Consider the following 11,862-nt stretch of genomic DNA (forward strand, 5'->3'; position numbering starts at 1 on the left):
GTCATATCTCGTTCGTTACAGGCTGATGGCACACTTCAGCCACCAGGTCGTAGAAGTCGCTCCGGCAATACATATGGGTCAACTCGATCGCACGTTGTTCTGCCGTGTAGCCAATTCGCACACTCCTCAGGAGCGCCGTGCCTGGGGCAAGATCCATCTGCATGGCAATCTGAGGTGATGCATTGACCGCACAGAACCGCTGCAGCGCCCGCACGACAGGCGTACCGCGCTGCAGGAGAAACGCGTACGGCGAGTCGCCGATGGCATGCGGATCGGGCACAACGGTGGCGGGGAACGTCGAACTCTCAAGCGCCATCACGATGCCGTCGGCAACCTGCAATCGCTGTATATGGGCGACCCGGGCGTCAGGTGAAAGCCCCAACTGAACCATCTCGTCACCATGGGCTGCGCGCATCGCACGGGACAGCCAGTGCGCGCCACAGGTGCCGCCATGCCGGGGCTTCATTGCCGTCAGCGTGAGCGGGTTGGACAGTGGATCGCCGATGCGCGGTGCAATAAACGTCCCCGCACCCCGAGCCCGCCTGATCAACCCCTGCTCGGCCAGCAGCGCCATCGCCTTGCGCGACGTGATCCGCGACACACCCAGTGCATCCGCCAGCATCCGCTCGGACGGCAGTGCCTCACCGATCGACCACGTCCCGCCAAGAATCGCGGTCGCCAGCTTGCGGGCCATCTGGATGTACAGCGGCGTCACGCTGGCGGCGTCGGGCTTGATGCTCTGCCATGGGATGTCCATTGGAACTCCAGATTGGACGGTTTTTTGCCGCGCAGGGACACTCACCGCGTCTAGCGGCCCAACGCGCGGCACAAGGCCGCCGTCGATGCCTGCCGGCAGTGTTTCGCCGCATCCGCTCCGCCGACGGCATCGAACCCATGCGGCGCGCCTGGGTAGACATGCAGTTCGGTCGGCACGCCTGCGGCAATGAGGCGGTTCGCGTAGGCCAGATTTTCTTCGACAAACAGATCGAGGGTGCCGACCGCAATAAATGCAGCAGGCAGACCAGCAAGGCTTTCGGCCCGCGCGGGCGGCAAGTACGTGGACATCCTGTTTATGCCTAGCTCGTCACCAAGCGCGGCAGACCATCCGACGCGGTTCGAAGCACTGGACCAGACGAATTCGCCTGCGTACGGATGCGCATCGACGGTCGAACCCGTCCGGTCGTCGAGCATGGGATAAGTCAGCAACTGGAACTGCACCGGAATCTCGTTACGATCCCGGGCGAGCAACGCAAGCGCAGCCGCGAGGCCTCCGCCCGCACTCTCTCCGCCGACCGCGATCTTTGCACGGTCCACCCCGATCGCGTCGGCGTTCCCATGGACCCACTTCAACGCCGCGTAGCAATCCTCCACCGCACCGCAGAACCGTGTTTCCGGTGCCAACCGATAGTCGACCGACACAACGACACAGCCGACGTCCACAGCAAGACGCCGGTTGCGCAGGTCCGCGGCTTCCGGTGTTCCCATGACCAGGCCACCGCCATGCATATGAACCAGCACGGGTGGCAATATCGCGTCGACATCCGGTGTGTACACCAGCACGCGAACGTACGGCGCGCCAGCCGGTCCACGCACGAATCGCTCGGCGACCCGCACGGCATCCAGTTCGCGCGAGGCCGTCTGCGATCGCTGCGCCGCCAGTTGCACAGCCAGCACGCGCCGGCTATGTAACGTGTCGTGCGTCAGCGGCGGCAGCGTGGTGTCGGCCAGCAACTGATAGGCGGGGTCAAGAAGATGCCTGGAGGACATGGATTGACTGTGACCTTTCGAAGGGACGTGTGGCGATCAGGGCTATGCCGGCGTCAGCGGCGCGGCAACTGTCGCCGCCTCTTCTTTGCCATAGAGCAGGCACGCAACATCGTGATGACCCGGCATCTTCACGAGCGGTGGCACCGCGCTTGAACATTGCGGCATCGCACGCGGACAGCGCGTATGGAACACGCACCCCGACGGCGGGTTCAACGGACTCGGCACCTCGCCCTTGAGCAGATCTTCCGCGGCGAGTCTGCGTGCCGGATCGGGCACCGGCGAGCTGCGTGTCAACGCCTGCGTGTACGGATGCAAACCGCCATCCTGTATGGCCGCCCGGCTCGACAGCTCCATCACGCGTCCCAGATACAGCACCAGCACACGGTCGCACAGACCCTGCACGATCGGCAGATCGTGCGACACGAACAGGATCGCGAGATCCAGCGATTTGCGCAGATCGAGCAGCAGATTGACGATCTGGGCCTTGACCGACACATCGAGTGCCGCGACGGCTTCGTCGGCGACCAGCACTTTTGGTTCAAGCGTCAACGCGCGAGCGATGACGACGCGCTGCTTCTGCCCACCCGACAGTTCGTGCGGATAACGTTGCAACACCGAGCCCGGCAGACCGACCACGTCCAGCAGTTTCGCAACGGTGGCGCGCTGCTCGACGCGCGAGCCAAGCTTGTGCAGCATCAACGGTTCAAGCAGACTCTGCTCGATCGACATGCGGCCATTGAGGCTCGCATTCGGATCCTGAAAAACCATCTGCAGATCCCGGCGAACCTGGCGCAGATTCCTGCCGCGCAGTTCCGCGAGATTTTGCCCCCGGTAGCGCACCGAGCCGCTCGTGGGCGGCATCATGCCGAGCGCGATCCGTCCCAGCGTCGACTTGCCGCTGCCCGATTCGCCTACAATACCGATGATCTCTCCGGGCCGAACGTCGAACGACACATCGGTCAACGCATGCAGAACTTTCTGCGGCTGCAGGAACGCCTGTTTGACGGGAAACTCGCGGCAAACACGGTCGAACGAGAGAATGGGCTGTCCCGCGCCCTTATCATCTGTCTTCATATCGTTCATCCTTTTTCAGCCCTTCACCATCCCTTTGCCAGAAATGACAGCGCACGCTATGGATAGCGCTGACGTGCGACTCCACCGGCACCTCAACACTGCAACGCGCTTCGGCCCGTGGGCATCGGTTGGCGAAGCGGCATCCCTTCGGCGCGCCGACAATCGCTTCGATCTGCCCGGGAATGCCGCGCAGTACACCCCCGTCCGACGGGCGCGGGATCGAGTCCAGCAGCGCCCTGGTGTAGGGATGCTTCGGAGCGGCAAACAGTTCGGCGGTCGGCGCCGTCTCGACGATCTGGCCGCCGTACATCACCGCGACACGGTCCGCAATCTGCGCGACCACGCCCATGTCATGCGTGATGAACACGACCGCCATGCCCTCCTCACGCTGCAGCTTGCGCAGCAGGTGCAGGATCTGCGCCTGGATCGTGACGTCGAGCGCCGTAGTGGGCTCATCCGCGAGTAGCACCGTAGGCTCACAGGCCAGCGCAATTGCGATCATCACGCGCTGGCGCATGCCACCTGAGAGCTGATGCGGATACTGCCGCGCACGCGAGGCCGGATCTGAAATGCCTACCTTGCCCAGCAATTCAATTGCGCGTGCCCGCGTATCGCCGCGCTTGCCCGCGCCATGAATCGTCAGCGCCTCCTCCACTTGCCGGCCGATACGCTGAACCGGATTAAGCGACGTCATCGGCTCCTGGAAAACCATCGATATCCGGTTGCCGCGCATCTGCAGCATCTGCTTCTCGCTGAGCGCAAGCAGATCGACCGCAGGCATGCTGTCAGCATGCACCCACGCCTGACCCGACAGCTGCGCACGACTGTCGAGCAGGCGCATCAGCGAGAGCGACGTGACCGACTTGCCACTACCGGATTCGCCGACGAGCGCCAATGTCTCCCCGCGCCGCACCTGCAATGTGACATCCGTCACGGCGTGAATCTGGCCATTGGGCGAAGCGAACCGCGCGGACAGTTGCTTCACGTCGAGAGCGATGGCGTCGTTGCTCATGTCAACCTGCCTGCAGCAGTCCGCTCTTTTCCACGATCGCACGCACCTTGGCAGCGTGCACATCGGACAGGACGGCGTTGGGACGATTCATGTGACGATGCGCGATGATGCCCATCATCTGCATCGCGGTCTTGAAGGCGCCGACACCTGACGCGTTGCGGCTCACGTCCGGGTATGCCTGAAACACGATCTCGAAGAGTTCGATCAGGCGTTGCTGCTCGGCACGTGCGGCAACCCAGTCACCCTTCTTAGCGGCTTCATACAGGCGCACATAACCTGCCGGATCCACGTTCGCGAGTCCGGGCACCGCGCCGTGCGCACCGCCGAGCATCGCATAGTCAACCGTGATTTCGGAACCCGTGAGCACCGCAAAGTCGGGATGACTGGCGAAGTCGCGCATCACCATGCGCATGTTGCCGTCGTCGCCACTGCTGTCCTTGAGGGCGACGATGGCCTTGCGCTCGTACAACGCACGCAGCGTGTCTCGTTCCAGTTTGATATTCACGCAGACTGGAATGTCATAGGCGATCAGCGGCAGATCGACCGCATCGCGGACATAGCAGAAATGATCGACGATTTCCGTTTGCGACGTGCGGGCGTAGAACGGCGCGGTCAGCACCAGACCGTCCACGCCCAGTTCGTGGGCCTGCCTGGCATGCTCGACGCAGCGGTCGGTGGAGGTGTCGATCACACCGGCGATCACCGGCACGCGGCCGGCGGCCTCGTCGACCGCGATCCGGATCACGTCCGCGCGGCGCGCCGGATCGAGAAACACAACCTCACTGGACGACCCGAGGATGAACAGGCCATGCACGCCCCCATCGATCAGATGGCGCACGACGCGACGCAGCGACGGTGCGTCGATCTGCATATCTTCGGTAAGCGGCGTAACAACCGGGGGCACGATTCCGTGCAAGGAGAGCTGATTCATTTTGCGTTTAATTCCTGATTGACTTTGGATCAAAGGCGGCACGAAGTCCGTCGCCGAAAAAGTTGGCGGCAAGCGCCGTCACAACGATAAGAATCCCTGCGGGCAGCCACATCCACGGATAGGCCTGCATCATCGACGCGTCGGTCGTCAGGCTCAGCAGGCTGCCCCAGCTCGCGAATGGCATCTGCACACCCAGACCGAGAAAGCTCAGACCCGCTTCCATCATGATGGCCGACACGAAGTTCAAGCTCGCAAACGCGACGATCACATCAGTCGTATTAGGCAGGCAGTGGCGCACGATGATGTACGCGTTGCCCGCGCCCATCAGGCGCGCCGCCGACACAAAATCGAGTTCGCGCACGGTCAGAATGCGTGCCCGCACGAGGCGCACCGCGAGCGGAGAGGTGAGCACGCCGATGATGACCACGGTCTTGCCGGTTCCCGGTCCGAGCACGGACGCAAGCGTCAGCAACACGATGGTGGTGGGAAAGATCATGACGACGTCGACCAGACGCATGATCAGCGTGTCGATGCGGCCACCGAAGTAGCCGGCGATTCCGCCGAACATCAAACCGATCATGACCGACAGAAGTGCACTCAGCACCCCGACCGTGAGTGACACCTGGCCTGCCGCGAGCGTGCGCGCAAACATGTCCCGCCCGGTTTCATCGGTGCCGAACCAGTGTGTGGCCGAGGGCGGCAGCGACACTGCGTTCAGATCGATCGTGTTCGGCCCGAAATGGCTTGCGATCGGTCCAACGATACACAGCGCCACCACGAGACCGAACACCGTCAGGCCGAAGACCGCCAGCCTGTTGCGCATGAAGCGGCGCAGAACGGGCGACTTCATGCGGCGCTCACCCGTTGAAGCCACGCGCGCAATGGCAATGTTCTGTTGCATTCGAAACTCTCCATCATGGCCGCTCCCGGCATGTTCATGCACAGCCTGCGCGGCCTACAGGTCGTGCCGCAGGTATCTCTCGTTTCGTCCTCGGCGCTCATTGCGCGAGGCCGCTCAACCAAGCGAAATACGCGGGTCAATGAACGCATACACGACATCCGTCAGAAGGTTGACGATCAGCACCGCAATCGCGATCCACAGCGTGATCCCCATGATCAGCGGATAGTCGCGCGATGCGATGCCGTCCAGTAGCAACGTCCCCATACCCGGCCACGAAAAGATCGTCTCGAGAAACACGGCACCACCGATGATGTTCGCGAAGTTCGCGCCGATGACCGTTACGATCGGAATCAGTGCATTGCGAAACGCATGCCGCGTCAGCACCTGCGAGCGGCTCAGTCCCTTCGCGCGGCCGGTGCGGATATAGTCCTGCGTCATCACTTCGAGCAGGCTTGCACGTGTGTAGCGCATCAGGGTCGCCACATACTGGATCGATAGCACCGACGCCGGCAGGATCAGATGCCACAGGATGTCCGTGACGCTTCCGTTGCCCGGCGTCGCATAGCCACCGGTCGGGAACCAGCCAAGCGTCATCGACAGGAAGTAGAGCGCCAGAATGCCGAGCAGGAAGACCGGGCCGCTGACGCCGACGTACGCGAGCAACGACAAGGTATGGTCGATGACGCTACCTTTCATATGCGCACTGACAAGCCCTAGCAGAACGCCCAGCACGACCCCGATGCCGATCCCGGTTCCGGTGAGCAGCAACGTCGCCGGGACTCGCCGTTCGATTTCACGCGCAACCGGCGAACCATCCTTGTAGCGGTACCCGAGATTGCCCTTCGTCACCTCTTTCATCCAGTAGTAAAACTGGACGTAAGGGGGGCGGTCGAGTCCCATCTCGTGGCGCAGCGCCTCCTTCTGCACAGCCGAGATATCGTGTCCGGGTGGCGCGAACGCGTCGACCGGGTCGCCCGGAGCGAGACGGACAAACACAAAAACGACCACAAGCACCGCAAGCAGGATCGGTATGTTGAGCAGGAACCGTTTAATCAGATAGTTAGTCATGTTGGCACTCACGCGAGCGACGAACGGACCGATCGCACAACGGCGACCGTCCTTGCGTCATTTGATCGACCAGCGTTCGGCATGCTCCATGTAGCGTCCGCCGCCAGGGGCCGACGTCCACACGAAGTCCTGCACCTGGTTTGACACGCCGGCAAACCGGTTGGCTTCCAGCATCGGAAGCCAGGGCAGGTTAGCGTTGGTATAGCGGCAAACGTTCTGGTAGATGACGGGACGCTTCGCCAGGTCGGTTTCCGCCCGCCCCTGGTCAAGCAGGGTATCCAGTTGCGGCATGTTGACGTGCATCAGGTTGTAGCCACGCGGCGGCGCATACGCCGACTCCAGCACGCTGCTCAGCACATCCGGATCCGGACCGTTGGTCGTGCCAGCAAACACCATCGCAAACTTGCCCGCCCGCACCAGTTCGCCATAGGTCGGCGCGTCGACGAAACGCGGTTGCACGTTGACGCCGGCTGCGCCGAGCATGGCTTGAATCACCGCCATCGCGTTCTTCGATACCGGATCGGTGTAGTACGTCAGCAGTTCAATCGGTGCGCCCTTGATCTTGTCCCAGCCTGCCTGAGCCAGCAACTGCTTCGCGGCGTCCGGGCTATAGGCGTACGGGTTCAGGTTCGTCGGCACGTACTGTGGATCCGTCAGCACGCAATTCGCGACCTTGGCCTGTCCAGCGTATAGAGTCTTGATCAATCCCGCGCGGTCGATCGCCATCAGCATGGCCTGACGGACCCGTACATCCTTGAAGCGCGGATCGTTAAAATTCAGGCCGATGTAGTTGACCACACGTGCCGGGCCCGCAATCGTCCGGAACTTGTCCGATTTCGTATTGCGCACCTGTGCAAGTGACATATAGCTGTACTGGATGTCGCCCGATTGAAGTGCGAGCACAGCAGCGCCATCGTCCTTGAAATAGCGGTTAATGAGCGTGTCGATCTTCGGCCTGCCGCGGTAGAACGCCGGATTTGCATCGAGCTCGACGTACTGGTCCGGCACGTACTTGCCCCACTTGTAGGGTCCCGTGCCGACCGGTTGCGTCTTCCACCAGGCAGCCGTGCGCAAATCCCTGACGGGAATACTGGCAAGCGAATGCTCGGGAACGATCATCACGTTGGTCAGTGCGTCAAGCAAAGCAATGTTGGGCTTGCTGAGCGTCAGCACAACCGTATTGTCGTCCGGCGCGTCGACGCTTTGAATGTCTGACAGGCGCGCCCAGAACTGGTTGGGCAAGTCAGGATTTTTCAGCAGATCCAGGGTGAACTTGACGTCTTTCGCGGTGAACTTCTGACCATCGTGCCACTTCACGTCGTGGCGCAGATGGAACGTGATTTTCTTGCCGTCGGGCGCGATCGTCCAGTCACTGGCCAGATCGCCGCCGATCTTGTTCATTTCGACGTTATAGAGCACCAGCGTGCCAAAGTACTTATTGAACCAGCTGTAACCCGCCGTTGCGGTGAGCGGATTGAATTGTTGCGGCGCGCCCGCGGGGCCGGTATCGAACGCACCCGTGAACGTGCTCGCACCCGCGTCGGGAGCACCCAGCATCGTACTTGCGGCAATCACGAATGCAGTGGCAATCTGGGCGCCTGTCTGAAACTTCATTTTTTGTCTCCTTTGTTGCGTTCAGGCGTAAGGCCTGGTGCGCCTGCGGTACTGAATGGGTACCGATCTCTAGTGAACCGTTGGGTAATGTGCCGCGTCCCCCAAAGGGCGCTCTTTCGACGGATCAGCGCCGGCTGCCCACCGGGCGGCGCCAATCAACCCCGAGTCCGCGCCAAGAACTGCCTTCGTCACAGCAATCTGCGTCAGCCCGGATTCAACCTGCAACGCCAAGCGGATACGCTCGATCATGCCTGGCGCAAGTCCGACGCTTCCCCCGATCACAGCACATTCCACGTCCAGCAACATCACGCAGTTGGCAATCGCCTCGGCAACCGCGTGTGCCGCGTTGACCAGAATCCGCTCTGCCCGGCCATCGGATGCTGCACGCGCAAACACCTCGCGACTGTCGAGCGGCTCACCGAATACGAACAACGCCTGCCGTGCGATGGCCGTTCCGGACGCTATCGTCTCGAGGCAGCCTTTGCGTCCGCAGCCGCAGGTCATCCTGCCTTCGACCGGAAACGTGCATAGCGTAGTGTGTCCGATATGCCCTGCGAGCCCTGTCCAGCCGATTCGCAAATGACGATTGACAACGATGCCTCCGCCTACGCCGGTCGACAGCGTCAGATACAGCAGGTTACCAATCGCCGCATCGCAGACAAGATACTCTGCCCACGCGGCGGCTTGCGCATCGTTAAGCATCACGATCGGACAGGCAAACCGCGTACTCAGAAACGCGTGCAGCGCGAAGCCATTCCAGAAACTGATGATGTTCTGGTTGACCGCGTAAATATGGCCGTCGCGAATGAAGCCGGTTGATGCCACCGCGATCCGATCGGGCGCCGGCATGTCCGCAACGAGTTCATCTATCGCGCAACTGAAGCTCTCGATATCCTGCGGCATCGCAACCTGCCGACGCGTCACCACCCGCCCCTCTTCGACCATCGCGGCCGCGAGCTTTGTCCCTCCGATATCGAACGCCAGAATCACTGCTGTTCTCCAGCGGGCGCGCTCATCGCATGCACGAACCATTCGGTAATGTGCTCGATGCGCGTAATGGCCGAGCCTACTGTCACGGTAAATGCACCCGCGTTCAGCGCACGCGCGGCGTCGCGCGCCGTCTTAAGACGCCCTTCAGCCACGACGCAAAGTCCCCGCTGACTCCACGCCGACATCAATGCGTAATCCGGTTCGTCCGAAGAGGTCAAGGTTTCCTGTGTATAGCCGGACAACGTCGTCCCAACCATCTCAAACCCGAGCGACGCCGCAGTCAAACCGTCGATCTCCGTCGCGCAGTCCGCCATCGCGATGCAACCTGCCTGATGGATCGCGCTCAGCAACGCCGCCACGGCGACCGGACGCGGCCGGTTCGTTGCATCGACGGCGATGATCTGCGCGCCGGCGTCGGCCAATGCGCGGACGTCCGCTTCGAACGGCGTGATGCGTACAGGCGTTTCCGCCAGATCCCGTTTGACGATGCCGATAATGGGGACATCAATGACTGCAGATACTGCGCGCACGTTGTCGACGCCCTCGATACGAAGACCGCTTGCGCCACCGGCCACAGCAGCACGCGCCATCGCGACAATCATCTCAAGCCGATCCATTGGACCGTGAGTGACCGGTTGGCACGACACGATGAGCTTGCCTTTGAGTATTTCAATATTCATGTTCCGGCACTCCGGGTGTGGCTGTCAGGCGCGGAAAGTTCCTTACCATCGCCTGCTTCACACATCATGTTGGATATCTGATATCTGATCTTAACATCACAAATTTCCGGGCAGCAACTGTTTTTTCGTGATGGAGCATGAAGATCGACGCTAGCTTGCCGGGAGCCGAAAACGCCATGCCGGGGAGCCTACTGATGATCGCGGCGAATCTCGAGAGCGCCGGCGTGGAACGCGACGATCTGCCGGTACACGCGTGGATCAGCATTGGGATAGTCGGCACGGAAATGCGCGCCACGGCTTTCCCTGCGCCCCAGCATCGCGAGCATCAGGACTTTCGCGACGGCCAGCGCGTGATACGCGTCGAAGCCGTGAACGAGCGGACTGTAGGCGGCCTCCAGCTCGTCGAGTCGTGCTAGCGCGTCGGACAGCGACCTGTGCTCCCTGAGGACATTTGCATTGATCCAGAGGAGTTGCCTGACTGTTTTGAGCACCTCTGTGGCCGTGCACGTCGATTCGATGGCGGCGAATTGCGCGCACCATGACTGGAAGTCACGCGCCATTTCGTCGAACGAGACACTGCACTCGTGCAAATCCCGATAGTGCGCCGCCTTTTCGATCGCACGATCGGCGAACACCAGCGCACCGCCCACCGAGTTGCCCCCCAGACGGTTCGCCCCTTCAATCGCCGATGACACCTCTCCCACCGCGAATAAACCCGCCACGGCGGTTTCGCCGTGTTCGTCGATGCGAATGCCGCCATTGCAACTGTGCGCAAAGGGCGCGACACGTATCTCGTCCACACACATGTCGATTCCCCGCTCGCGTTTCAGCCAGTCGAGGTAGATCGCATAGAACTCGGAACGGTCTTCGTACAGATTTGCGCCGAATGTCAGACGCACGCCGTCGGAGCCGGCGCGAATCGCCTCCATCATCCGTATGTCAAAGATCTGCGACGCGTAGTCGCAACTGAACGGTGCATACGCGCTGCGTTCGACGAACAACGCCTCGCTCGCCGACGGAGACAAGTCGGCGAACAGGTCGCGCCCCTGCTGGTCGACCATGCCGGTGCAGTATTTCAGGGTGTGCTCGCCGAACAGCACCTTGTTTTTAGGCGCAACCAACCCAGGAATGAACTGGATATATTCCATGTTGACCAGCTGACAGCCGGCTTCGAGCGCCGTAGCATGGCCGCCGCCATAGAGATGGCCTGGATAGAGGTTATGCTGATACAGACTCGCGAGGCCCCCTGTCGCGAGCACCATCGCCTTGCAGCGAATTAGCACGTACTCGCCGTCGCGCTCGATCACGGCCCCGACAATCCGTCCACTGTCCGTCTGAATCCTGATCAGGCTCGAGCGCTCGAATGGAACAATGTGTTCGCTGCTTCCGATGATCGCGCGAGCATTGCGCGAAGCTTCTTGCCAATCGCTAATCATGAAAATGTCGCGCGGGTGCCGGGCAAAACATGCCGGCCGATTGTCGCCGCGCAACCATGGACGAAAACCGATCTTGTTGAGCAGGCTGATCTTGTGGGGCGAATCGGTCAGGTAGGCGTCAACGATCGCCGGATCGTTCATCCCTTTCGCAACCTGCGCGATGTCGCCTTTGAACAGTTCGTAGTCGCTCGCCCCCTTCGTCACCTGGATGCCAAGACTCGCCTTCCCGGGGAAATAGCTAGCGCCGCCAGCAATCTTCCCCTTGCAGACGACGATGGTTTTCATTCCCCGGTCGGCCGCCTGTACCGCCGCCACCAAGCCTGCAATGCCGGCCCCGACGACCAGTACATCGCATTCCGATCTTTCCAGAATCGCACCCATCGACATAC

Annotated in this window: 11 protein-coding genes; all 11 read right to left on the reverse strand. The window is 61.5% G+C overall.

The genetic code is table 11. The features are described 5' to 3' along the window. Nucleotide 1 precedes the first annotated feature (1 nt). The gene (locus GH665_RS17175) at nt 2-757 is read right to left on the reverse strand and encodes a GntR family transcriptional regulator (protein WP_153136948.1); all 756 of its coding nucleotides are present in this window, start codon (nt 755-757) and stop codon (nt 2-4) included. 50 nt (nt 758-807) lie between these two features. Continuing rightward, complete coding sequence (locus GH665_RS17180; protein ID WP_153136950.1) at nt 808-1,767, reverse strand: alpha/beta hydrolase; 960 nt, start codon at nt 1,765-1,767, stop codon at nt 808-810. 42 nt (nt 1,768-1,809) lie between these two features. Beyond that, entirely contained in the window at nt 1,810-2,841 is a 1,032-nt protein-coding gene (locus tag GH665_RS17185) for an ABC transporter ATP-binding protein (protein WP_167530958.1), read from the reverse strand. Beyond that, nucleotides 2,828-3,853: an ABC transporter ATP-binding protein gene (locus GH665_RS17190; protein WP_153136954.1), complete on the reverse strand. Its 1,026-nt coding sequence runs from the start codon at nt 3,851-3,853 to the stop codon at nt 2,828-2,830. Before GH665_RS17190 ends, GH665_RS17185 begins: the two co-directional genes overlap by 14 nt. A gap of 1 nt (nt 3,854) precedes the next feature. Further along, nucleotides 3,855-4,784 (reverse strand): dihydrodipicolinate synthase family protein, encoded by a 930-nt coding sequence (locus tag GH665_RS17195; RefSeq protein ID WP_153136955.1) that lies wholly within the window; start codon nt 4,782-4,784, stop codon nt 3,855-3,857. Nucleotides 4,785-4,791: 7 nt separating this feature from the next. Beyond that, nucleotides 4,792-5,685 carry an ABC transporter permease gene (locus tag GH665_RS17200; RefSeq protein WP_217361883.1) on the reverse strand — a complete coding sequence of 298 codons (894 nt, stop codon included), beginning with the start codon at nt 5,683-5,685 and terminating at the stop codon, nt 4,792-4,794. Nucleotides 5,686-5,799: 114 nt separating this feature from the next. Further along, entirely contained in the window at nt 5,800-6,753 is a 954-nt protein-coding gene (locus GH665_RS17205) for an ABC transporter permease (protein ID WP_153136957.1), read from the reverse strand. A 57-nt stretch (nt 6,754-6,810) separates the two neighbouring features. Next, nucleotides 6,811-8,367 (reverse strand): ABC transporter substrate-binding protein, encoded by a 1,557-nt coding sequence (locus GH665_RS17210; RefSeq protein ID WP_217361884.1) that lies wholly within the window; start codon nt 8,365-8,367, stop codon nt 6,811-6,813. A gap of 69 nt (nt 8,368-8,436) precedes the next feature. Further along, nucleotides 8,437-9,357: an ROK family protein gene (locus GH665_RS17215; RefSeq protein ID WP_167530959.1), complete on the reverse strand. Its 921-nt coding sequence runs from the start codon at nt 9,355-9,357 to the stop codon at nt 8,437-8,439. Then, on the reverse strand, nt 9,354-10,037 hold the full coding sequence (locus GH665_RS17220; RefSeq protein WP_153136960.1) for an N-acetylmannosamine-6-phosphate 2-epimerase: 684 nt from the start codon (nt 10,035-10,037) through the stop codon (nt 9,354-9,356). The genes GH665_RS17215 and GH665_RS17220 overlap by 4 nt, the downstream gene beginning before the upstream one ends. Before the next feature lie 188 nt (nt 10,038-10,225). Beyond that, complete coding sequence (locus tag GH665_RS17225; protein WP_153136961.1) at nt 10,226-11,860, reverse strand: FAD-dependent oxidoreductase; 1,635 nt, start codon at nt 11,858-11,860, stop codon at nt 10,226-10,228. Nucleotides 11,861-11,862 lie beyond the last annotated feature (2 nt).

The sequence above is a fragment of the Paraburkholderia agricolaris genome (assembly GCF_009455635.1).
GTDB classification, from domain to species: Bacteria; Pseudomonadota; Gammaproteobacteria; order Burkholderiales; family Burkholderiaceae; genus Paraburkholderia; species Paraburkholderia agricolaris.